This window comes from Hydrogenophaga sp. ANAO-22 (assembly GCF_042466645.1).
GTDB lineage: Bacteria > Pseudomonadota > Gammaproteobacteria > Burkholderiales > Burkholderiaceae_C > Hydrogenophaga.
On the sequence record NZ_CP159956.1, the window covers coordinates 1,148,386 to 1,170,904 of the forward strand.

Annotated in this window: 20 protein-coding genes; 15 read left to right on the forward strand and 5 right to left on the reverse strand. The window is 69.5% G+C overall.

All coding sequences use genetic code 11. The features are described from left to right. Positions 1-16 precede the first annotated feature (16 nt). Both ABSY19_RS05360 and ABSY19_RS05365 read left to right on the forward strand, forming a co-directional pair. Positions 17-904 (forward strand): EamA family transporter, encoded by an 888-nt coding sequence (locus ABSY19_RS05360; protein WP_382159865.1) that lies wholly within the window; start codon positions 17-19, stop codon positions 902-904. Positions 905-994: 90 nt separating this feature from the next. After that, positions 995-1,546 (forward strand): fasciclin domain-containing protein, encoded by a 552-nt coding sequence (locus tag ABSY19_RS05365; RefSeq protein ID WP_382159868.1) that lies wholly within the window; start codon positions 995-997, stop codon positions 1,544-1,546. A 15-nt stretch (positions 1,547-1,561) separates the two neighbouring features. Here the strand turns inward: ABSY19_RS05365 and msrA are convergent, their stop codons facing one another. Then, positions 1,562-2,098, reverse strand: a complete 537-nt coding sequence (msrA, locus tag ABSY19_RS05370) for a peptide-methionine (S)-S-oxide reductase MsrA (protein ID WP_382159871.1) — start codon at positions 2,096-2,098, stop codon at positions 1,562-1,564. 23 nt (positions 2,099-2,121) lie between these two features. Beyond that, complete coding sequence (locus ABSY19_RS05375) at positions 2,122-3,012, reverse strand: LysR family transcriptional regulator (RefSeq protein ID WP_382159874.1); 891 nt, start codon at positions 3,010-3,012, stop codon at positions 2,122-2,124. 100 nt (positions 3,013-3,112) lie between these two features. Here ABSY19_RS05375 and ABSY19_RS05380 point away from each other — a divergent pair, with 100 nt between their 5' ends. The 11 genes from ABSY19_RS05380 to ABSY19_RS05430 all read left to right on the forward strand — a co-directional run bounded on the left by ABSY19_RS05380 (position 3,113) and on the right by ABSY19_RS05430 (position 17,211). Then, positions 3,113-4,297, forward strand: coding sequence for an acyl-CoA dehydrogenase (locus ABSY19_RS05380; protein WP_291112760.1), 1,185 nt, complete (start codon positions 3,113-3,115; stop codon positions 4,295-4,297). A gap of 99 nt (positions 4,298-4,396) precedes the next feature. Continuing rightward, entirely contained in the window at positions 4,397-5,077 is a 681-nt protein-coding gene (locus ABSY19_RS05385) for a TetR/AcrR family transcriptional regulator (protein WP_382159877.1), read from the forward strand. 13 nt (positions 5,078-5,090) lie between these two features. Further along, positions 5,091-6,236 (forward strand): efflux RND transporter periplasmic adaptor subunit, encoded by a 1,146-nt coding sequence (locus ABSY19_RS05390; protein ID WP_382159880.1) that lies wholly within the window; start codon positions 5,091-5,093, stop codon positions 6,234-6,236. A gap of 12 nt (positions 6,237-6,248) precedes the next feature. Next, positions 6,249-9,431 carry an efflux RND transporter permease subunit gene (locus tag ABSY19_RS05395; RefSeq protein WP_382159883.1) on the forward strand — a complete coding sequence of 1,061 codons (3,183 nt, stop codon included), beginning with the start codon at positions 6,249-6,251 and terminating at the stop codon, positions 9,429-9,431. A gap of 55 nt (positions 9,432-9,486) precedes the next feature. After that, positions 9,487-10,188, forward strand: coding sequence for a protein-L-isoaspartate O-methyltransferase (locus ABSY19_RS05400; protein WP_382159886.1), 702 nt, complete (start codon positions 9,487-9,489; stop codon positions 10,186-10,188). 34 nt (positions 10,189-10,222) lie between these two features. Beyond that, the gene (locus tag ABSY19_RS05405; protein ID WP_382159889.1) at positions 10,223-10,576 is read left to right on the forward strand and encodes a rhodanese-like domain-containing protein; all 354 of its coding nucleotides are present in this window, start codon (positions 10,223-10,225) and stop codon (positions 10,574-10,576) included. A gap of 171 nt (positions 10,577-10,747) precedes the next feature. Continuing rightward, positions 10,748-12,106 carry a TolC family outer membrane protein gene (locus tag ABSY19_RS05410; RefSeq protein ID WP_382159891.1) on the forward strand — a complete coding sequence of 453 codons (1,359 nt, stop codon included), beginning with the start codon at positions 10,748-10,750 and terminating at the stop codon, positions 12,104-12,106. A gap of 62 nt (positions 12,107-12,168) precedes the next feature. Beyond that, positions 12,169-12,909, forward strand: coding sequence for a glycosyltransferase (locus ABSY19_RS05415; protein ID WP_382159894.1), 741 nt, complete (start codon positions 12,169-12,171; stop codon positions 12,907-12,909). Beyond that, positions 12,885-14,918 (forward strand): 3-deoxy-D-manno-octulosonic acid kinase, encoded by a 2,034-nt coding sequence (locus ABSY19_RS05420; protein WP_382159897.1) that lies wholly within the window; start codon positions 12,885-12,887, stop codon positions 14,916-14,918. The genes ABSY19_RS05415 and ABSY19_RS05420 overlap by 25 nt, the downstream gene beginning before the upstream one ends. After that, positions 14,915-16,153 (forward strand): O-antigen ligase family protein, encoded by a 1,239-nt coding sequence (locus tag ABSY19_RS05425; RefSeq protein ID WP_382159900.1) that lies wholly within the window; start codon positions 14,915-14,917, stop codon positions 16,151-16,153. The genes ABSY19_RS05420 and ABSY19_RS05425 overlap by 4 nt, the downstream gene beginning before the upstream one ends. Then, positions 16,150-17,211: a hypothetical protein gene (locus tag ABSY19_RS05430; RefSeq protein ID WP_382159903.1), complete on the forward strand. Its 1,062-nt coding sequence runs from the start codon at positions 16,150-16,152 to the stop codon at positions 17,209-17,211. Before ABSY19_RS05425 ends, ABSY19_RS05430 begins: the two co-directional genes overlap by 4 nt. Here ABSY19_RS05430 and ABSY19_RS05435 read toward each other — a convergent pair. From ABSY19_RS05435 to ABSY19_RS05445, 3 genes are all read right to left on the reverse strand, one after another. Then, positions 17,208-17,999 carry a glycosyltransferase family 2 protein gene (locus ABSY19_RS05435; protein ID WP_382159906.1) on the reverse strand — a complete coding sequence of 264 codons (792 nt, stop codon included), beginning with the start codon at positions 17,997-17,999 and terminating at the stop codon, positions 17,208-17,210. The two genes, ABSY19_RS05430 and ABSY19_RS05435, sit on opposite strands and share 4 nt — an antisense overlap. Further along, a complete protein-coding gene (locus tag ABSY19_RS05440) occupies positions 17,992-18,840 on the reverse strand; it encodes a glycosyltransferase family 2 protein (protein WP_382159909.1) in 849 nt (282 codons plus the stop codon). The genes ABSY19_RS05435 and ABSY19_RS05440 overlap by 8 nt, the downstream gene beginning before the upstream one ends. Positions 18,841-18,979: 139 nt before the next feature. Continuing rightward, complete coding sequence (locus tag ABSY19_RS05445) at positions 18,980-20,362, reverse strand: phosphomannomutase/phosphoglucomutase (RefSeq protein WP_382159911.1); 1,383 nt, start codon at positions 20,360-20,362, stop codon at positions 18,980-18,982. A gap of 118 nt (positions 20,363-20,480) precedes the next feature. On the opposite strand from ABSY19_RS05445, the gene ABSY19_RS05450 reads away from it, so the two are divergent. Together ABSY19_RS05450 and ABSY19_RS05455 are read left to right on the forward strand one after the other, a co-directional pair. Beyond that, a complete protein-coding gene (locus tag ABSY19_RS05450) occupies positions 20,481-21,995 on the forward strand; it encodes a DNA-3-methyladenine glycosylase 2 family protein (protein ID WP_382159914.1) in 1,515 nt (504 codons plus the stop codon). After that, positions 21,992-22,492 (forward strand): methylated-DNA--[protein]-cysteine S-methyltransferase, encoded by a 501-nt coding sequence (locus ABSY19_RS05455; RefSeq protein WP_382159917.1) that lies wholly within the window; start codon positions 21,992-21,994, stop codon positions 22,490-22,492. Before ABSY19_RS05450 ends, ABSY19_RS05455 begins: the two co-directional genes overlap by 4 nt. The last annotated feature ends 27 nt before the right edge of the window (positions 22,493-22,519 follow it).

Here is a 22,519-nt window from a genome sequence, read left to right on the forward strand (position 1 = left end):
CGCTTCACACCACGCCGTGCCCATCACCCACCTGCTCCTCGCCCTCTCGGTGGTGTTCGTCTGGGGCACGAACTTCGTGGTGATCCGCTGGGGCCTGGACGGTCTGCCGCCCTTCCTGTTCGCCACGCTGCGCTTCGCGCTCTCGGCCCTGCCCTGGCTGCTGTTCATCCCGCGACCGACCGCGCCCTGGCGCAAGATCGCCGCCTTCGGCGTGTTGTTGGGCGTGGGCCAGTTCGGCCTGCTGTTCCTGGCGATCCGCAGCAGCATCTCGCCGGGCCTGGCGTCGCTGGTGGTGCAGCTGCAGGTGTTCTTCACCATCGGCCTGTCGCTGTGGATCATGGGCGAGCGCGTGCGCGGCTTCCAGGTCGCGGGCCTGCTGCTGGCGCTGGCCGGCCTGGGCGTGATCGCGGCCAACCTCGACGCCTCGGTCACCCTGCTGGGCATGGGCCTGGTGCTGAGCGCGGCCTTCTTCTGGTCGCTCGCCAACCTGGTGGTGAAGTCGCTCGGGCCGGTGAACATGCTGCACTTCATGGTCTGGAGCAGCGTGTTCGCGGTGCCGCCGCTGTTCGCGCTGTCGTGGTTCGTCGAAGGCCCGCAGGCCATCGCGAGCAGCCTGCAACACGCGGACGGGCTGGTGTGGGCCAGCGTGCTGTGGCAGGCGGTGGGCAATACGCTGTTCGGCTACGGCGTGTGGAACTGGCTGTTGGCGCGCCACCCGGCGGCCACGGTCACACCGCTGGCGCTGCTGATCCCGGTGTTCGGCATGGGCGCCTCGGCCCTGTCCCTGGGCGAGTCGCTGCCCGGCTGGAAGCTCGGCGCGGCCGCGCTGGTGCTGCTGGGCCTGGCGGTGATCGTCTGCTGGCCGCTGCTGCAGGCCCGGTGGGGCCGCGCGAAACCGGCCTGATCCCATCGCCGGGTCTTTTTTGAATCCAGTGCGGGGTCGCGCTGCGTATCTCCTTCAGCCGCAGTTCCGGCTTCAACCCAAGGAGATTCCATGATCACGCAGACCCTCAGCAAGACCGTTCTGGCCCTGGCCATCGGCACCGCATCCCTCGGCGCCTTCGCGCAAGTCATGGTCGGCGGCGCGCCCATGCTGGCCAGCAAGGACATCATCGACAACGCGGTCAACTCCAAGGACCACACCACGCTGGTGGCCGCCGTGAAGGCCGCCGGCCTGGTGGACACGCTCAAGTCGCCCGGCCCGTTCACCGTGTTCGCGCCCACCAACGCCGCCTTCGCCGCGCTGCCCGCCGGCACCGTGGACACCCTGCTCAAGCCCGAGAACAAGGGCATGCTCACCGGCATCCTGACCTACCACGTGGTGCCCGGCAAATGGGACGCCGCGGCCATCGGCAAGATGATCGCAGACGGCAAGGGCATGGCCTCGATCAAGACCGTGGCCGGCGGCACGCTGGTGGCCAAGTCGGCCGGCGGCAAGGTCACGGTGACGGATGAAAAAGGCGGCGTGGCCACCGTGACCATCGCCGACGTGTACCAGTCCAACGGCGTGATCCACGTCGTGGACAAGGTGCTGCTGCCGAAGTGATCGGCCCCGCAAGACCTACTTCGCCAGGCGGGCGAAGGTCTTGCGGAATTTCGCCACCTTGGGCGCGGCCACCGCCATGCAATAGCCCTGGTGCGGGTTGCGCTCGAAGAAGTCCTGGTGGTAGGCCTCGGCCGGCCAGTAGTTCAGCAGGGGCTTGAGCTCGGTGACGATGGACTTGCCGAAGGCGTTGTCCTGGGTGAGCTCGTCGATCAGCGCCTGCGCCACCCGCTGCTGCTCGGCCGTGGTGAAGTAGATGCCGCTGCGGTACTGCGTGCCCACGTCGTTGCCCTGGCGGTTGAGCGTGGTCGGGTCGTGGATCACGAAGAAGATCTCCAGGATCTCGCGCGTGGTCACCTGCGTGGGGTCGTATTCGAGCCGCACCACCTCGTTGTGGCCGGTGGTGCCGGTGCACACCATCTCGTAGCTCGGCCGCTCGACCTGGCCGTTGCTGTAGCCCGACTCGACATCGGTCACCCCGGTCACTTCCTTGTAGACGGACTCGGTGCACCAGAAGCAGCCACCGCCCAGCACCAGCACCTGTTTGTCGCTCATCGTGTTCTCCATGGGTTGACGCCTCACTGTAATGGTTGGGCAAAGGCCCGCACCGCGTCGAGGAATGCCGCCAGCGCCGCCTGATCGCGGTCGGTCTTCCAGAGACAGTGCGTTTCATACGGCGGGGTCTGCACATCCAGCGGCACGAACACCGCGCCGGGCAGGGCGGCCTGCTGCAGCGCGGCGGGCACCAGCGCCACGCCCAGGCCTTGTGAAACCAGCGACACCACGCTGAGCCAGTGCCGCAGTTCGTAGCGGATCTCGGGCGAGAAGCCCGCGTCCGCGCACAGGCCCAGGATGCGCTCGTGGTAGTCGGGCGAAACCGCGCGCGACACCACCGCGAACGGCTCGCCCTGCAGCTGGACCAGCGGCAGGCGGCGCCGGCGCGCCAGCGCGTGCCCCACCGGCAGGCAGGCCACGAAGGGCTGGCTCGACACCAGGATCTGCGAGAAGCTCGCCGGCACGCGCGTGGTGTGCACGAAGCCCAGGTCCAGCCGCTCGTGCATGAGGTCGATCAGCTGGTCGCTCGAACTCAGCTCGCGCAGCACCAGCCGCAGGCGCGGATGGCGCGCCGCGAACCCCTGCAGGATCTGCGGCAGCCCCCGGTACAGCACCGTGCCGGCGAACCCGATCTGCAGGCTGCCCACCAGGCCCTGGGCCACCTCGCGCGCCTCGCGCGCGGCCTGGCCCGCCTGGTCGAGCAAGGCGCGCGCGGCCGGCACGAAGGCCTGGCCCGCGGCCGTGAGCTGCACGCCGCGGCTGTTGCGCGTGAACAGCTGCGCCCCGACCGAGGCCTCCAGCTGCTGGATGTTGAGCGAGAGCGGCGGTTGCGTGATGGCCAGGCGCTGGGCCGCGCGGCCGAAGTGCAGCTCTTCGGCCAGCACGAGGAAATAGCGCAGGTGGCGGAATTCCATGAATCTGAAATTTATATGGATGAATACACCAACGATATTAGACAGATATTCATCAGCCGTCGACAATCGCCGCTTCGCCACCCGAACACCGGAGACAAGCATGAGCACCCCCAAAGCCCGCTTCAGCTGGGAAGACCCGTTCCAGCTCGACCAGCAACTGAGCGACGACGAGCGCCAGGTGCGCGACGCCGCCCACAGCTACTGCCAGGAAAAGCTGCTGCCGCGCGTGACCGAGGCCTTCCGCCACGAAAAGACCGACGCGGCCATCTTCCGCGAGATGGGTTCTCTCGGTCTGCTGGGCCCGACCATCCCCGAGGCCTACGGCGGCAGCGGCCTGAACTACGTCTGCTACGGCCTGGTGGCGCGCGAAGTGGAGCGCGTGGACTCGGGCTACCGCTCCATGATGAGCGTGCAGAGTTCGCTGGTGATGGTGCCGATCAACGAATTCGGCTCCGAGGCGCAGAAGCAGAAGTACCTGCCCAAGCTCGCCACCGGCGAGTGGATCGGCTGCTTCGGCCTGACCGAACCCAACCACGGCTCCGACCCCGGCAGCATGGTCACGCGCGCCAAGAAGGTGGCCGGCGGCTACAGCCTCTCCGGCGCCAAGATGTGGATCACCAACTCGCCGATCGCCGACGTGTTCGTGGTCTGGGCCAAGGACGACGAAGGGGCGATCCGCGGCTTCATCCTGGACAAGGGCATGAAGGGCCTGAGCGCCCCGGCCATCCACAGCAAGGTGGGCCTGCGCGCCTCCATCACCGGCGAGATCGTGCTGGACGAGGTGTTCTGCCCCGAAGAGAACGCCTTCCCCGAGGTGCGTGGCTTGAAAGGCCCGTTCACCTGCCTCAACAGCGCGCGCTACGGCATCGCCTGGGGCGCGCTGGGCGCGGCGGAAGACTGCTACTTCCGCGCCCGCCAGTACGTGCTGGACCGCCAGCAGTTCGGTCGCCCGCTCGCGGCCAACCAGCTGATCCAGAAAAAACTGGCCGACATGCTGACCGAGATCAGCCTGGGCCTGCAGGGCTGCCTGCGCCTGGGCCGCATGAAGGACGAGGGCACGGCCGCCGTCGAGATCACCTCCATCCTCAAGCGCAACAGCTGCGGCAAGGCGCTGGACATCGCCCGCCTGGCGCGCGACATGATGGGCGGCAACGGCATCAGCGACGAGTTCGGCGTGGCGCGCCACCTGGTGAACCTGGAGGTGGTCAACACCTACGAGGGCACGCACGACATCCACGCCCTCATCCTGGGCCGCGCGATCACTGGCATCCAGGCGTTTTCCTGAGCGCCATGCCCGCAGGAAGCGGGCCTTCCGGTTGAGCTGGCAACATGATCGGATATGGGGGGTGGGGTATATTACTAACCCACCGGTCATTAAAACCCCATGTCTGCCCCCACGCCCCTGACCTCCCCCGAATCCGACGCCGAACCGCGCCAGCGACGCGCCCGGCGCAAGGAGGCGCGCCCGGGCGAATTGCTGGACGCGGCGCTGCGCCTGTTTGTTGAAAAGGGCTTCGCCGCCACCCGGGTGGAAGAAGTCGCCGCGCTGGCCGGCGTGTCCAAGGGCACCCTGTTCCTGTACTTCCCGAGCAAGGAAGAGCTGTTCAAGGCCGTGGTGCGCGAGAACCTGGCGGGGCGCTTTCCCGAGTGGAACGAGGAACTCGACCACTTCGAGGGCGACAGCGCCGAGCTGGTGCGCTACTGCCTGCACACCTGGTGGGAGCGCGTGGGCATGACCCCGGCTTCCGGCATCACCAAGCTGGTGATGAGCGAGGCCGGCATGTTCCCCGAGATCGCGGCCTTCTACCAGAAGGAGGTGATCGAGCCCGGCCACGAACTGATCCGGCGCATCCTGCAGCGCGGCATCGACCGCGGCGAGTTCCGCCCGCTGTCCATGGACTACGCCATCTACAGCCTGATCGCGCCGATGATCTTCGTGCTGATGTGGAAACATTCCATGGCGCCCTGCTGCGCCTCGAACGAGACGCTGGACCCGATCGGCTTCATCGACAACCAGGTGGACCTGCTGCTGCACGGCATGCTCGCGCCCAGCCCCACGCCCTGACCTTCACGCCACCATGAACGCTCCCCGCTCGCGCTCCACCTGGATCAAATGGCTGCTGCTGGCCGTGCTGGTGCTGGGTGTCGGCCTGGGCCTGGTGCGCGCGCTGGACAAGCGCAAGACCCAGGGCGAAACCGCCCGCGCGGCCGCCGAGGCGCTCAAGACCGCGCCGGTGTACACGCTCTCCGCGCGCGACGTGGTGGCCGTGCAGGCGCTGGAGCTGACGCAGACGGTGGGCCTCTCGGGCTCGGTGCAGGCCTTGCAGACCGCCGCCATCAAGGCGCGCACCGCTGGCGAGATCCAGGGCTTGAGCAAGCGCGAAGGCGACGCGGTGAAGGCCGGTGAGGTGGTGGCGCGCATCGACAGCACCGAGGCCGACGCGCGCGTGCGCCAGGCCACGCGGCAGGCCGAGTCGGCCCAGTCGCAGGTGGCGATCGCACGGCGCACGCTGGACAACAACCAGGCCCTGGTGCGCCAGGGCTTCATCTCGGCCACCGCGCTGGAGACGGCCAGCGCCAACCTGGCCGGCGCCGAAGCCACGCACCAGGCCGCATTGGCCGCGCTGGACATCGCGAAGAAGGCCCTGGCCGACACCACGCTGCGCTCGCCCCTGACCGGCCAGATCTCGGCCCGCCTGGTGCAGAACGGCGAACGCGTGGGCGTGGACACGCGCGTGTTCGACGTGGTGGACCTCTCGGCCTTCGAAATGGAAGCCGCCATCACCCCGGCCGACGCGGTGTCGGTCAAGGTGGGCCAGACGGCGAACCTTCGGGTCGAAGGCCTGGCCGAACCGGTGCGGGCCACGGTCTCGCGCATCAACCCCAGCGTGCAGGCGGGCAGCCGCAGCGTGCTGGTGTACCTGCGCGTGCCGGCCGCCGAAGGCATGCGCCAGGGCCTGTTCGCGCAGGGCCAGATCGTCACCGGCGCGGTCAACGCGCTGGCGGTGCCGCTGTCCTCGGTGCGCAACGACAAGCCCCAGCCCTATGTGCAGGTGGTGCGCGAGAGCAAGATCGCCCACGTGGTGCTGGACGGCGGCGCCACCGGCCTGCGCGGCAGCGAGCCCATGCGAGAGGTCAAGGGCCTGCAGGCCGGCGAGCCGGTGCTCAGCGCCCAGGCCGGCGCCATCCGCGAAGGCACGGCCGTTCGCCTGGCCACCCACTGAGCGCGCCGCACCATGTGGTTCACCCAGGTCTCGCTGCGCAACCCGGTCTTCGCCACCATGGTGATGATCGCCTTCGTGGTGCTGGGCCTGTTCTCGTTCCAGCGGCTGCAGGTGGACCAGTTCCCCAACATCGATTTCCCGGTGGTCGTGGTGCAGGTGGCCTACCCGGGCGCCTCGCCCGAGATCGTCGAGTCCGAGGTCACCAAGAAGGTCGAGGAGGCGGTCAACGCGATCGCCGGCGTCAACACCCTGACCTCGCGCAGCTATGAAGGCCAGTCCCTCGTCATCATCGAGTTCCAGCTGACGGTGGACGGGCGCAAGGCGGCCGAGGACGTGCGCGAGAAGATCGCCATCCTGCGCCCGGTGTTCCGCGACGAGGTGGAAGAGCCGCGCGTGCTGCGCTTCGACCCGGCCAGCCGCTCGATCTGGTCGGTGGCCGTGATCCCGCAGGCCGTGGACGGCAAGACACCGAGCGCGGTCGAGCTCACCACCTGGGCCGAGCAGGTCTTCAAGAAGCGGCTGGAGAACGTGCGCGGCGTGGGCTCGGTCACGCTGGTGGGCGCCACGCGGCGCGCCGTCAACATCGACCTCGACCCCTCGGCCATGGAAGCGCTGGGCGTGACCACCGAGCAGGTCAACGCCGCCGTGCGCAACGAGAACCAGGACCTGCCGGTGGGCACGCTCAAGACCGGCGAGGCCGAGCGCGTGGTGCAGGTGCTCTCGCGGCTGCAGAACCCGCAGGACTTCGAGCACATCATCGTCGCGCGCCGCGGCGGCCAGGCCGTGCGCCTGGGGCAGGTGGCGCGCGTGAGCGACGGCACGCAGGAAGTGGAGAGCCTGGCGCTCTACAACGGCCAGCGCACCCTGCTGCTGCAGGTGCAGAAGGCGCAGGACGAGAACACCATCGCGGTGACCGACGGCCTGAAAGCCGCCGTGGCCTCGCTCGGCGCCGAGCTGCCGCCCGGCGTGCGGCTGGAGCAGATCGCCGACGGCTCGCGGCCGATCCGCGTCTCGGTCGAGAACGTGCGCCGCACGCTGATCGAAGGCGCGGTGCTCACCGTGCTGATCGTGTTCCTGTTCCTGAACTCCTGGCGCTCGACCGTCATCACCGGCCTCACGCTGCCGATCGCGCTGATCGGCACCTTCTTCTTCATGAACCTGTTCGGGTTCACCATCAACATGATCACGCTGATGGCGCTCACGCTCTCGGTGGGTCTGTTGATCGACGACGCCATCGTGGTGCGCGAGAACATCGTGCGCCATGTGCAGATGGGCAAGCGCCCGTTCGACGCGGCCATGGACGGCACGCAGGAGATCGGCCTGGCGGTGCTGGCCACCACGCTGTCCATCGTCGCGGTGTTCCTGCCCATCGGCTTCATGGGCGGCATCATCGGCAAGTTCTTCCACGAGTTCGGCATCACCATGGTGGCGGCCGTGCTGATCTCCATGTTCGTGAGCTTCACGCTCGACCCGATGTTGTCCTCGGTCTGGCACGACCCCGAGATCGAGAAACACGGCCACGCCGCCAGCGGCCCGAAGACCTTCTACGACCGCACCATCGGCCGCGTGACCGGCTGGTTCGACCGCTTCCAGGACGACCTGAGCCACACCTACCAGGGCACGCTGCGCTGGTCGCTCAAGCACAAGCTCGCCACGCTGGGCCTGGCCCTGGCCACCTTCGTCGGCAGCCTGTTCATCGTGCCGCTGCTGGGCACCGAGTTCGTGCCCACGGCCGACTTCTCCGAAACCTCGCTGAGCTTTCACACGCCGGTGGGCTCCTCGCTCGAGGCCACGGAGGCCAAGACGCGCGAGGTCGAGGGCATCCTGCGCGAGTTCCCCGAGGTGAAGTACACGCTGTCCACGCTGAACACCGGCAACGCGCAGGGCACCATGTACGCCAGCATCTACGTGCGCCTGACCGATCGCCACGAGCGCACGCTGAGCGCGCTCGAGATGTCGGCGCGCCTGCGCGAGCGGCTGCGCGGCGTGCCCGGCATCACCGTGACGCACGTCGGCCTGCTCGACGCCGTGGGCGGCAACAAGCAGGTGGAGTTCTCGCTGCAGGGCGACGACCTGGCCGAGCTGGAGCGCCTGACGCAGACCGTGATGGAGCGCATCCGCCCCATCGTCGGCCTGGTCGACCTGGACGCCAGCGTGAAGCCCAACAAACCCACGGTGGACGTGAAGATGAAGCGCGACCTGGCCTCCGACGTGGGCGTGAGCGTGGCCACGGTGGGCGCCAGCCTGCGCACCCTGGTGGCCGGCACCACGGTGGGCAACTGGCGCGCCGCCGACGGCCAGAGCTACGACGTGAACGTGCGCCTGGCGCCCAGCGGGCGCGAGCGCGCGAGCGACCTGGAGCAACTGCCTTTCATGGTCGGCACCGACAGCGACGGCACGGCGCGCGTGGTGCGCCTGGGCCAGGTGGCCGACGTGGTGGACGCCACCGGCCCGAACCAGATCAACCGCCGCAACCTCAACCGCGAGGTCTCGATCAACGCCAACGTCTACGGGCGCTCGCCGGGCGAGGTCTCCACCGAGATCCGCCAGGTGCTCGACACCATCGCCTTCCCGCCCGGCTACCGATACGAGTTCGGCGGCTCCACCAAGAACATGCAAGAGTCCTTCGGCTACGCGCTCTCGGCGCTGGCCCTGGCCATCATCTTCATCTACATGATCCTGGCCAGCCAGTTCCAGAGCTTCCTGCAGCCGCTGGCGCTCATGACCTCGCTGCCGCTCACCCTCATCGGCGTGGTGCTGACCCTGCTCATGTTCGGCTCCAGCATGAGCATGTTCTCGGTCATCGGCATCGTGCTGCTGATGGGCCTGGTCACCAAGAACGCGATCCTGCTGGTCGATTTCGCGATCCGCGCGCGCGAAGGCCGCACGGGTGAGCCGCCGATGGACCGCGAGTCCGCGCTGCTGCTGGCCGCGCGCGTGCGGCTGCGCCCCATCCTGATGACCACGCTGGCCATGGTGTTCGGCATGGTGCCGCTGGCGTTCGCGCTCACCGAAGGCTCGGAACAGCGCGCGCCCATGGGCCAGGCCGTCATCGGTGGCGTCATCACCTCCTCCCTGCTCACCCTGGTGGTGGTGCCGGTGGTCTATTGCTACATGGACGACCTCGGCAACTGGTTCCGCCGCCGGCTCGGCCTGGCGATACCCCACCCCGTCCCCGAAGGTCCCACTCCTTAAAATCTCGCGGTTCCCGCCGCCCCCTCTAGAAACACCGTTCCTGCGAGTCGATGCCATGACCACTTCCACCGCCCCCGCCCTCAGCCTGAGCCAGGCCCGTTTCAACATGATCGAGCAGCAGATCCGCCCCTGGGAGGTGCTCGACGCCCGGGTGCTCGCCCTGCTGGACCGCGTGCACCGCGAGCAGTTCGTGCCCGCCGCGCACCAGTCGCTGGCCTTCGCCGACATGGAACTGCCGCTGAACCACCCCGCGGTGGACGGCCAGGCGATGCTCGCGCCCAAGGTCGAGGCGCGCCTGCTGCAGGACCTCGCGCTCAAGCCCACCGACAAGGTGCTCGAAGTCGGCACCGGCAGCGGCCACATGGCGGCCCTGCTGGCCAGCCTCGCGCAGCGCGTGGTCAGCATCGAGATCGACGAGGCGCTGGCCCGCCTGGCGCGCGAGAACCTGCAGAAGGCCGGCATCACCAACGCCGAGGTGCGCTGCGCCGATGCCGCCGCCAAGGGTTTTGCGGCCTGCGCGGATGGCGCGCCGTTCGACGCCATCGTGCTCAGCGGCTCGGTCGCCGAGATCCCCTCGGCGCTGCTGGACCTGCTGGCCCCGGGCGGGCGCCTGGCCGCGATCGTCGGCTTCGAGCCCATGATGCGCGCGACCATCGTCACCCGCACCGGCGAAGCCGCCTTCCAGACCGCCCAGCCCTGGGACACCGTGGCCCCGCGCCTGCGCCACTTCCCGGAACCCTCGCGTTTCCGCTTCTGAGCCCGGAAACCTTCCCCCGCCCACGGACGCCGCCATGAACTCGATCACCCCCGCCCAACTGCCCGACTGGCTGAAGCAGGCCGCCGACCCCGCCGCACCGCAGGCTGCCCTGCCCGTCGTGCTGGACGTGCGCGAACCCTGGGAACTGCAGACCGCTTCCGTGAAGCCCGAGGGCTTCGAGCTGCGCGCCATGCCCATGCGCACGGTGCCGGCGCGCCTGCTCGAACTCGACCGGCACCAGCCCATCGCCGTGCTGTGCCACCACGGCGGCCGCAGCGCGCAGGTGGTGCAGTTCCTCGAAGGCAATGGTTTCACCCACGTCGTGAACATCGACGGCGGCATCCACGCCTGGTCGCAGCAGCGCGACCCCAGCGTGCCCGTCTACTGAAATGAAACTCCCCCCTGCACCGCTTCGCGGCTTCCCCCCTCCGTGGCGCGCCTTCGGCGCTTCGAGGGGGGACGGCATCTCGGGCCGGCAAAGCCGGACCCTGGATGCCCCTGGGGGGCTGCCTCTCTCACGAGTCTCTCAGCACCTCCGTCCCGCTCCAAGGAACACCGCATGAAAGCCGCTTCGTCCGCTCGCAAGTCGTCTGCCCACCACCTGCTGTTTCCGCGGGCGGTCATGCTGGTGCTGGGCGCGCTCGCCACCGGCGCGCAGGCCCAGAGCCTGGTGCAGCTGTACGAGGCCGCGCGCGGGTTCGACGCCACCTACCTGGCCGCGCGCTCGCAATACGACGCGTCCCTGGCCCAGGCCGCGCAGGCCCGCGCCGGCCTGCTGCCGCAAGCCGGCCTGGCTGCCGCGGCGAGCTGGGCGCGGCGCGAGGTGAGCAACTACGGCGCGCTCGACGGCAACAGCAACAACCAGAGCGCCACGCTCTCGGCCAGCCAGCCGCTGTACCGCCCGGCCAACCGGATCACCAACGATCAGGCCGAGCTCAGCGTCGACATCGCCAAGGCCCGCCTCACCCTGGCCGAGCAGGACCTCATCGTGCGCACCTCGCAGGCCTACTTCGACGTGCTCGCGGCGCAGGACACGCTGGCCTTCGTGCAGGCGCAGAAGACCGCCGTGGCAGAGCAGCTGGCCGCGGCCAAGCGCAACTTCGAGGTCGGCACCACCACCATCACCGACTCGCGCGAGGCGCAGGCCCAGTACGACCTGGTGCTGGCGCGCGAAATCGCGGCCGAGAACGACCTGCGCGTGAAGAAGCTCGCGCTCGACCAGCTGGTGGGCCGCCCCTCGGTGGAGCCGCGCCCGCTGGCCGCGCCCGTGACCCTGCCCGAGGTGGTGCCGGCCGACCCGCAGGCCTGGGTGGACCGCAACCCCGGCACGCACCCGACCATCCTGCAGGCCACGCGCAACCTGGAGATCGCCCAGCTCGAAACCAGCAAGGCCGAAGCCGGGCACAAGCCCACGCTGGACCTGGTCGGCCAGTACCAGGTGGCGCGCGGCCCCATGACCACCCTGCCGATTCCTGGCAACGTGCGCACCAACACCGCCAGCGTGGGCGTGCAGTTCAACCTGCCGCTGTTCGCCGGCTTCGCGGTCCAGAACCGGGTCAAGGAAACCCTGGCGCTGGAAGAAAAGGCGCGCTCCGACCTCGAAGCCGCGCGCCGGGGGGTGGACCTGTCCACGCGCAGCGCCTACCTGGGCGTGGTCTCGGGCCAGGGCCAGGTGCGCGCGCTGCAGGCCGCCGAAGCTTCCAGCCAGAGCGCGCTGGACGCCAACCGCCTGGGCTACCAGGTGGGCGTGCGCATCAACATCGACGTGCTCAACGCGCAGAGCCAGCTGTTCCAGACCAAGCGCGACCTGGCCCAGGCGCGCTACAACGTGCTGCTGAGCAGCCTGCGCCTGCGCCAGGCCAGCGGCGCCCTGCTGCCCGAAGACCTGCTGCCCATCGATTCCCTGCTCGCGAAGTGAGCTCCGCTACACTCGACCGCCAAGTTGGCGTCAGCCAGCCAACACCCGCAGAAGAGGAAGCCATGCAGACCGTCAACGTGTTGTGCATCAAATGGGGCAAGAAGTACGGCCCCGAGTACGTCAACAAACTTCACAGCATGGTGTCGCGGCACCTGCACCGGCCCTTCCGTTTCGTCTGCCTGACCGACGACGGTGAAGGCATCAACCCCGCCGTCGAGGTCAAGCCCATCCCCGCCGTGGGTTTCGACGAATTCGACCAGCGCAAGCCCTGGAGCTTCGGCCACGGCTGGCTCAAGCTCACGAGCTTCGCCGATCCGCTCTACGACCTCACCGGCCAGACGCTGTTCCTCGACCTGGACATCGTCATCGTCGACAGCCTGGACGAGTTCTTCGACCAGCCCGGCACCTTCATCGTCATCAAGGAATGGGACAAGAAGGACGGCACGGGCAACACCTCGTGTTACCTCTACACCATCGGCGCCCACACCGACGCCCTGGAGCACCTGAAGAACGGCTACCCGGAGTCGATCGCGGACGTGCGCAACGAGCAGGAGTACATCACCGGCTACCTCAACCGGCAGGGCAAGGTCAGCTACTGGCCCGAGGCCTGGTGCCGCAGCTTCAAGCGCCACTGCATGCGCCCGGGCATCCTGGGCTGGTTCTCGCCGCCCACCATCCCGCCCGGCGCCAAGATCATCGTGTTCCATGGCAAGCCCAACCCACCCGATGTCATTGCCGGCGTGAGCGGCAAGTGGTACCGGCGCGTGTTGCCCGCCCAATGGGTCGCCGACCATTGGCGCTGAGCAGCCCGGTTTCGCTGCCCCATCGGGCGTACCGACTGCTCAGCCGCGCCCTGGCCGCTCCCCTGCTGGGCTGGTTGTGGTGGCGTGGCCGGCGTGAGCCCGGCTACCGCCAGAACCTGCGGCAGCGCCTCGGCTTCATTCCCATCGACCCCGAGCAGCTCGGCTGCATCTGGATCCACGCCGCCTCGGTGGGCGAGGTGCAGGCCATGCAACCGCTGCTGCACGCCCTGCTCGAAGAATGGCCGGCGCACGCCGTGGTCGTCAGCACCCAGACCCCCACCGGTGCGCGCGCGCTGCAGACGCACTGGGGCGACCAGATCCGCCACGTCTACGCGCCCATCGACACGCCCGGTGCCGTCGCCCGCTTCCTGAACCGGCTGCAGCCCCGGCTGCTGATCCTCGTGGAGCGCGAGCTCTGGCCCGAATGGCTGCAGCAATGCCGGGCCAACGCGATCCCGGTTGCGCTCGTCAACGCGCGCCTCTCCGAAGGCTCGGCGCGCACCTACCGGCGATGGCCGGGCCTGATGCGGCCCGTCTGGCCACAGCTCACGGTGGCGGCCGCCGACACCACCAGCGCCGAGCGCCTGCGCGGGCTGGGCGTGCCCGAGCCGCGCCTGCACGACACCGGCAACCTGAAATTCGATGTCGCCGTGCCCGCCGCGCGCGTGGCGCTGGCGCCCGAACTGCAGGGGCGCACGCTGCTGGTGGCGGGCAGCACGCACGAAGGCGACGAGGCCGCCTGGCTGGCGATCTGGAGCGAGCTCTCGCCCGTCAACCCGAGCTGGCTGCTGGTGCTGGTGCCGCGCCATCCCCAGCGCTTCGACGAGGTCGCGGCCCACGTCCAGCACAGCGGCCTGAGCTTCGTGCGGCGCAGCAGCGGGCAGGCGGTGTCACCAGGCACGCAGGTGCTGCTGATCGACGCCATGGGCGAACTCATGCACTGGTACCAGCACGCCTCGCTGTGTTTCGTGGGCGGCACGCTGGCGCCCGTGGGCGGGCACAACCCGCTGGAGCCCATGTCGGTCGGCCAGCCGGTGCTGTTCGGCCCTCACGTCCACAACGCGGCGCCGCTGTTCGAGGAGATCGCGCGCAGCGGCGCCGGCGAGCGCGTGCGCGACGCGCGCGAACTCGCGGCGGCGGTGCAGCGCTGGCTGATGCAACCCGAGACCTGGCAACGCCGCGCCCACGCCGCGCGCGAGCTGATCGCCCGCAACCAGGGCGCCTCGGCGCGCACGCTGGCCGTGGTGCGGCCGCTGTGGCGGCCCGCGCACACCGGCAACGTCTCGCGCGTGCGGGCCTCGGTGGACGCAGGCCGCACCGCCTGGTTCGATCCGCACCACCTGAGCCAGGTCTGCGCGCGCACCTTCGACCCGATCGCCCACGTGGGCGGCACCGCCCTGGCCACCGGCAGCGGGCGCGGCCAGGCGCTGCTGGTCCACGAGGGCGGGCAAGGCTATGTGCTGCGCCACTACCGGCGCGGCGGCCTGATGGCCCGCCTGAGCCACGACCGTTTCTGGCGCGCCGCGCCGCACGACAGCCGCGCCATGCGCGAATTCACCCTGCTGCGCCTGATGCGCTCCTGGCAACTGCCGGTGCCCGAGCCGGTGGCCGCGAGCCACTGGCCCCGCGCCGGTCTGTTCTACGAGGCCGACATCCTCGTCGGCCTCATCCCGGGCAGCGCGAACGTGGTGCAACGGCTCCAGCAAAGGCCGCTCGCGCCAGCCGAATGGCAGGCCCTGGGCCGCGCGATCCGGCAACTGCATGAGCGGCAGGTGTTCCATGCCGACCTGAACGCCCACAATCTGCTGCTCGACCCGGCCGGCCAGGCCTGGATCGTGGATTTCGACAAATGCGGGGTTCGCACGGGCGGCGACTGGAAGCCGCGCAACCTGGAGCGTCTGCGGCGCTCGCTGCGCAAGGAAGCCACCCGCGTCGCCCCTTACCACTGGACCGAAGCCGACTGGGCCCCGCTGATGGCGGGCTACCAGGACCTCCCCGCTCCCCCATGACCCCCCCGTCCACCTTCCTTCAGCGGGGCGCCAAGGCTTCGCTCATCCTGGTCTTCTTCGCGTTCCCGATGTCGGTCGCGCTCGCCAATGTGGCGCTGCTGCTCACCCTGGTGTTCTGGCTGCTCGGCTGCGTCTGGGGCCATTCCCTGCGCGACACCCGCCAGGCGCTGAGCAACCCCCTGGCGGCGCCGGCGCTGGCGCTGTTCGCCTGGATCGCGCTCGCGGCCCTGTGGTCGCCAGCCGAGGGGCCGCTCATCGGCACGGCCCTGGGCAAGTACAGCAAGCTGTTGTGGGTACCGGTCTTCATCGGTCTGCTCAACGACCCGGCCACGCGCCGCCGCTGCGGGCAGGCCTTCGCGCTGGCCATGCTGTTCACGCTGGTGGTCACCTGGCTCAATGTCTGGTTCGATTTTTCCTGGACGCGCACGCACAACCAGGGCTTCGGCGAGGACCACACCGTCTTCAAGGACCGCATCGCGCAAGGCATCCTGATGTCGTTCTTCACGGTGATGGCCCTGCACCAGGCCATGCATGCGCCGACGCGGGCCCGGGCCGTGCTCGCCGCCCTGGTGGCCGCGCTGGCGGCGTTCAGCGTGCTGTTCCTGTCGTCGGGCCGCACCGGCTACTTGGCCCTGCTGCTGGCCCTGGCGGTGTTCGCGGTCTTCGCCGTCGGCCTGCACCGGCGCCGGCTGGCCATCGCGGCGCTGGCCCTGGTCGCCGTGATGGCCATCACCTTCACCACGTCGACCCAGCTGCGGTCGCGCGTCAACGAGGCCTGGCTCGAAGCCCGGGACAGCAGCATCACGGTGCCTGTCACGTCCGCAGGCGCCCGCATGGAGATGAACCGCTTCGCGCTGCAGAGCGCGCTGGAGCAGCCTGTGCTCGGCCACGGCACCGCGTCCTACCCGGTGCTGTCGCCTGCGCATTTCACCGATCCTGCGTGGTGCGCCGTGGTCTGCGTGCACCCGCACAACCAGTTCGCCTTCTTCCTGTTCGAACAAGGCCTGATCGGCCTGGTCCTGTTCCTGTGGTTCGTGTTCGCCATCGCACGGCAGGCCTGGCGCGAAGACACGCCGCGCCGGGCGCTGATGATGGGCTTTGTGGCGGTGCTGCTGGTGGCGAACACGACGCACAGTTCGTTCTGGCTCTCGACGGAAAACCATTTCTTCATCCTGATGTCGGCGCTGCTGATGGCCGCCATCCCGATGCGCCAACGGGAGCGGGCGGCCCCATGACGAAGACCATCGCCTTTCACTCCAATCAGCTGTCGATCCGGGGCACCGAGGTCGCGCTGTACGACTACGCGCTTCACAACGAGACGGTGCTGGGCCACCGCAGCCTAGTGGTCTACAACGCCGACAGCCCGCACAACAGCGCCGAGGCCCTGGCCAAGTTCAGCGCGCGCTTCGAGGTGCTGGGCTACCGCCGGATCGACGAACTCGATGCCCTGCTCGGCCGCCACCACGCGGACCTGCTGTACGCCATCAAGGCCGGCAAGAACGACGGCGTGTGGTCGCGCACGGTGCCCACCATGGTGCACGCGGTCTTCCCGACCAACCCCGCGCGGGCCCATGGCGCCTCCTACGCCTTCATCTCCGAATGGTTGAGCCGGCATTGCGCGAACGGCAAGATCCCCAGCGTGCCGCACATCGTGGAGCTGCCCGATGTGAACGAGGACCTCCGCGGCGAACTGGGCATCCCGCCCCAGGCCAAGGTGCTGGGCTGCCACGGTGGCGCCAACAGCTTCGACGTGCCCAGCGCGATCGAGGCGGTGCGCCAGGTGCTGGCGCGCTCGCCCGACACCTGGTTCGCCTTCCTCAACATCGCGCCCTTCGTGGACCACCCGCGCGCCCTCTTCCTGCCGGGCAGCAGCGACATGGTTTACAAGACGCGTTTCATCAACACCTGCGACGCCATGCTGCACGCCCGCCTGCAGGGCGAGTCCTTCGGGCTGGCCTGTGGCGAGTTCTCGATCCGCAACAAGCCCGTGATCACCTATGCGCGCAGCAAGCACCGGCACCACATCGACGTGCTGGGCGACTCGGGCTTCTGCTACACCGATGCGCGCTCGCTGGTCGACATCATCGAGAAGCTGGACCCGCAAGACCTCAAGCGACACCACTGGGACCGGTATTCCGCGCTCTACAACCGGGACGTGGTGATGGGCCTGTTCGACCGGCACCTGATCCAGCCCGCGCTGCGCAACCCCGACCGTGCCAGGCCGCAGCTCGATCTCGGCTGGGCCGACCGGCTGCCGTACTACCGGCTCAAGCTGAGCATGCGCTTCGGCTAGCGCCGGGCCAGGTCGTCGGGCTGTGGCGCGTCGTAGCGCAGGGCCGCGTAGCGGAAGAAGGTCTCGAGCGCGATGAACTGGCTGTAGAGAAAGCCCGGACCACCGCACAGGAAAGCGCGCTGGAAGATGTACACGCGCAGGAACACCAGGCCGCCCATGACGAGGCCCCGCCACACGCCGCCCTTCTTGCCCTGCGCGCTGCGTTTGGTGGCACCGAGTTGCACATACTGCGCGAGCTTGCGCAGGCTGCCATACACCGTGGGGCGCGAATGGTGCAACAGGCGCGCGCGAAACTCGCGCACCGGCACGGCCTGGCGCAGCACCGGTGCTTCGTGCACCACGCCCTCGAAGCGCTCCAGGGTGGCGCGGCGGAACAGCCGCTGGATACCGCCCCTGGGCTTCATGCGCGTGAGCGCGCGGCCGAAGGCCACTTCATCCCACCAGACGCGCCAGACGGCATCTTCGTCCGACGACACCGCCCGCTCGATCTCGGCCCGCAGCGCGGGCGAGATCTCCTCGTCGGCGTCGAGGAAGAACACGTAGTCCGTGTTCAGGTGCTCCAGGGCGCGGGTGCGTTGCATGGCGAAGCCCCGCCAGTCCCCGTGCAGGTGGACCGCCGCCCCCAGGCGCTCGGCGCGTTCGCGGGTGTCGTCGGTGCTGCCGCTGTCGATCACCACGATCTGGTCGGCAAAAGCGGCGCTGCGCAGGCAGGCTTCGATGCGTTGCGCTTCGTTGAGCGTGAGCACGGCCACGCCCAGCGTCGGCTGTCGGGCGGGGGCCTCAGTCACGCAGCCTCCAGCGCACCAGGCCCATCCAGCGCCCGGCCATGCGCGCGAGCAGGCGCGGCGACCAGGCGATCGCGCGCAACGGCAGGGCCACCGTGGTGCCCAGCAGCACCGACCAGCGCTGGCGCCGCGCCTTCGCGTGCGAACGGTGCTTGGCGGTGTAGATCAGCTTGGACTGGGCGTGGTGGTAACCGCGCAGGTACTCGCTCTTCCAGGGCGTCTTGCCCTTGACCGAGCCGCGCGCGCGGTGCACGGCGGCCACGGCCGGCCACACGACGATGGGCCGCTGCCGCTGGAACAGCCGCAGGCAGAGGTCGTCGTCCTCGTAGTACAGGAAGAAGCGCTCGTCGAAGAAGCCCACGCCCTCGAAACGCGAGAGCCGGAACAACATGGCCGCGCCGACCACGAAACCCACGCAGGCAGGGCCTTCGGCGCCGGGCCCGCGCGAGGACCAGGCGGTGCTCGGCCAGCGGTAGTTCACATCGGGCCGCCCGGGCGCGCCTTCGAGCTGCGGCGCCACGATGGCGGCCTCGGGCATGCCATTGGCCACCCGCACCAGCTCGCGCAGGCCCTCGGGCGTGACTTCGCAATCGGGGTTGACCAGCAAGGCCAGCGGCGTGCGCGTGGCAGCGAGCGCGCGGTTGTTCGCGGCACCGAAGCCCAGATTGCGGCCGTGCTCGAGCACGGTGGCCTGCGGCCAGCGCGCGCGCGCCAGCGCGGGCGTGTCGTCGGTGCTGCCGTTGTCCGAGATCACCACGTGCGGGCAGTGCGCGAGCAACGCATCCAGCGCGTCCAGGCAATGAGCGCTGTGGTACGTGACCAGGACCACCGTGACCTCGTTCAACAGATCATCAGAATGCATACGGAGGCAGAAAAACGTCGAATGAAGAAGCGCCAACCCAGGATGCCTCGGAACCGGCTCTGCCGGGCCGCAGGCATCGCCCCCTTGAGGGGGTAGCGCGAAGCGCTGCAGGGGTGTTCATCTAATGCGCGCTGGCGCCGACCACGGCATCGGGCTTGGCCTGCTTCAGCAGCGCCAGCATGGTCGCCTCGATGCGGTGCAGCGCCTCGGTGGTCTGACCTTCGAAGCGCAGCACCAGCACCGGCGTGGTGTTGGAGGCGCGGATCAGACCGAAGCCGTCGGGCCAGTCCACGCGCACGCCGTCGATGGTGGAGAGTTTGGCCGGCGCGTCGAACTTCGCCAGCGCGACCAGCTTGTCCACCACCGCGTGCGGCTCGCCTTCGGCGCAGGCCACATTGAGCTCGGGCGTGCTGTGGCTGGTGGGCAGGGCGTTGAGCACGGCGCTCGCGTCGGGGCTGCGGCTGAGGATTTCCAGCAGGCGCGCGCCGGCGTAGGTGCCGTCGTCGAAACCGAACCAGCGCTCCTTGAAGAAGATGTGGCCGCTCATCTCGCCGCCCAGCGGGCTGTCCAGCTCCTTCATGCGCGCCTTGATCAGCGAGTGGCCGGTCTTGTAGATGTGGGCCACGCCGCCGGCCGCCTCGATCGCCGGGGCCAGGCGCTGTGAGCACTTCACATCGAACACGATGTCGCCACCGGGCACGCGCGAGAGCACGTCCTGCGCGAACAGGATCATCTGGCGGTCGGGGTAGATGGTCTGGCCGTCCTTGGTGACGATGCCCAGGCGGTCGCCGTCGCCGTCGAAGGCCAGGCCGAGTTCGGCGTCGGTCTCGCGCAGGGTGCGGATCACGTCCTGCAGGTTCTCGGGCTTGCTCGGGTCCGGGTGGTGGTTGGGGAAGTTGCCATCCACCTCGCTGAAGAGTTCGATCACCTCGCAGCCCAGCGCGCGGAAGATCGCCGGGGCCGAGGCGCCGGCCACGCCGTTGCCGCAGTCCACCACCAGCTTCATGGGGCGCGCGAGCTTGGCGTCGGACACGATGCGGGCCTGGTACGCGGCCTGCACGTTGATCAGGCGCACGCGCCCACCCTCGGCGCGCCGGTGCGTCTCGGCTTCCATGGTCTTGCGCAGGGCCTGGATGTCCTCGCCGTAGATCGCGCGGCCGGCCAGCACCATCTTGAAACCGTTGTAGTCCCTGGGGTTGTGGCTGCCCGTGACCTGGATGCCGCTGGTGCACAGCGTGGCGGCGGCGAAGTACAGCATGGGCGTGGTCGCCAGACCGATGTCGATGACATCGATCCCGGCGGCCACCAGCCCCCGGATCAGCGCGGCGGACAGGGCCGGGCCGCTCAGGCGGCCGTCGCGGCCCACGGCCACGGTCTTTTCGCCCAGTTCCAGGGCCCGGGTGCCGAAGGCCAGGCCCAATGCCTCGGCCACGCCTTCGTTCAACGCGGTGGGGGTGACGCCCCGGATGTCGTAGGCCTTGAAGATGGACGCGGCAACTTGCATGGAGTTTTTCCTCGTGACGGGCAAAACGGGCATTGTAGGAGGGGGGTACCCATCATGCCGGAGGCACATGTCCGGAAACGGCCAGTCAACCCCGTCCGAACGGCCTACCATGACAGCCATGAACCGCTCAGACCGCATCGACGAAGACGCCTGCTACCGCGCGCTGTGCTCGCACGACGCGCGCTTCGACGGCCAGTTCTTCACCGCCGTCACCTCCACCGGCATCTATTGCCGGCCGGTGTGCCGCGTGCGCACGCCCCGGCGCGAGAACTGCCGTTTCTTCGCGCACGCCGCGCAAGCCGAACAGGCGGGCTTCCGGCCCTGCCTGCGCTGCCGGCCCGAGCTGGCGCCGCGCGAGCGGCACTGGTCGACGGAAGACGCCTCCACCATCCTGGTGCAGCAGGCCACGCTGTGGCTGGACGACCCCCAGCACTGGCAGGACGACGACGGCGGCGCGATGGGCGAGCGCCTGGCGGCGCGGCTGGGCGTGAGCGACCGCCACCTGCGGCGCGTCTTCGAGGAACGCCTGGGCGTCTCGCCGCTGCAATACTTGCTCACGCGCAAGCTGCTCACGGCCAAACAGCTGCTGGCCGACACCGACCTGCCGGTCACGCAGATCGCCCTGGCCAGCGGTTTTGCCAGCGTGCGGCGCTTCAACGCGGCCTTTCTCGAGCACTACCGGCTCAACCCCACGCAGCTGCGGCGCGAAACCGCCACCCGCGACACCGGCCAGGGCACCGCGGTGCGGCTGGGCTATCGGCCGCCGTACGACGTGGCGGCCACGCTGGGCTTCTTCCGCCAGCGCCTGATCGACGGCGTGGCCTTCATCGACGAACAGGGCCTGCGACTGGGTCAGACCCTGCGCATGGAGCTGGGCGGGCGCACCCACACGGGCTGGCTGGTGGCCGGCTTCGACGAGGCCCGCAGCCAGCTCGAACTGCGCGTGAGCGACGACCTGCGCGAGGTCTTGCCCCAGGTGATTCACCGCCTGCGCGCCGCGCTCGACCTGGACGCCGACCCGACCGCCATCAACGCCGTGCTGCACGGCGCGTTCCCGGCCGGCGATGGCCTGCGGGTGCCGGGCGCGCTCGACGGCTTCGAACTCGCGGTGCGCGCGGTGCTGGGCCAGCAGATCACCGTGGCGGCCGCGCGCACGCTCGCGCAGCGGCTGGTGAACCGCTTCGGCGAGCCCATCGAGACGCCGCACGCCGGCCTCTCCCGCCTGTTCCCCACGCCCGCCGCATTGGCCCAGGCCGAAGGCGACGGCCTGGGAGAACTCGGCATCGTGCGGCAGCGCCAGGCCGCCATCGTGGCGCTGGCGCGCGGCGTGGCCGAGCAGGGCCTGGTGCTCAACGGCAGCGCCGACGTGCCCGCCACCCTCACCGCCCTCAAGGCCATGCCGGGCATCGGCGACTGGACCGCGCAGTACATCGCCATGCGCGCCCTGCGCTGGCCGGACGCCTTCCCCGCGGGTGACGTGGCACTGCACAAGGTCATGGGCGTGCGCGAAAACAAACACCCGGCCCGCGAGGCCGAAGCCGCCTCCCTCGCCTGGAAACCCTGGCGCAGCTACGCCGTCGTGCGCGCCTGGTCGGCAGGCCACGTCGTCTCATCCACAGGAGCCTCCGCATGAAACACGATCCCCTCACCGTCTTCACCACCTGGCAAGGCCCGATGGGCGCCATGACGCTGGCGGCCACGCCGCGCGGCCTGAGTGGCGTCTGGTTCGACGGGCAGCGCCACGGCCCGGACCGCTCGGCCTGGCGCCACGACCCCGACCACCCGGTGCTGCGCCAGGCCATCGAGCAGCTCACGCAGTATTTCGCCGGGCAACGCCAGCACTTCGAGCTGCCGCTGGACCTGAGCATGGGCACGCCCTTCCAGCAGCAGGTGTGGCAGGCCTTGTTGGGCATCGCGCCCGGCGCCACCACCAGCTACGGGCGCCTGAGCGCGGCCATCGGCAAACCGGCCGCGGTGCGCGCGCTGGGGGCGGCGGTCGGCCGCAACCCGATGAGCGTGGTGGTGCCCTGCCACCGCGTGCTGGGCTCCGACGGCTCGCTCACCGGCTACGCGGGTGGGCTGGATCGCAAGACCGCCCTGCTCTCGCTCGAAGGTGCCACCTTGGTGTGAGGCGGCGCGACGAACGGCATTGTGCCG